This is a genomic window from Cellulomonas sp. GbtcB1, from assembly GCF_019091725.1.
Classification (GTDB): Bacteria; Actinomycetota; Actinomycetes; order Actinomycetales; family Cellulomonadaceae; genus Cellulomonas.
The window spans coordinates 1-307 of the sequence record NZ_JAGXJG010000183.1; the positions used below are offsets into that span (position 1 = coordinate 1).

At 74.6% G+C, this 307-nt stretch carries 1 protein-coding gene; it reads left to right on the forward strand.

What is annotated here, in order from left to right; all coding sequences use genetic code 11:
- Positions 1 to 43: 43 nt before the first annotated feature.
- Positions 44 to 307, forward strand: a 264-nt coding sequence (locus KVT14_RS20215; protein WP_217617287.1) for a dTDP-4-dehydrorhamnose 3,5-epimerase family protein, incomplete at its 3' end; no start/stop codon positions are given.

Genomic DNA, 307 nt, shown 5'->3' on the forward strand with positions numbered 1-307 from the left:
GGCTAGGCTTCCCCCGGCCGTCCGACCCCTGAGAGGACCCCCGATGACCTACCGCGAGCCCGCCGTCCCCGGTGCCTGGGAGATCACGCCGACGCAGCACGGCGACCCCCGTGGCGTCTTCCTCGAGGCGTTCCAGGGCGGCCCGTTCGCCGAGGCGACCGGCCACCGGTTCGACCTGCAGCAGGCCAACATCTCGGTGTCGGCCGCCGGCGTCCTGCGCGGCATCCACTTCGCCGGCGGCCCCCCGGGCCAGGCCAAGTACGTGACGTGCCCTGAGGGCGCGGGGCTCGTCGTCGTCGACGAGCGT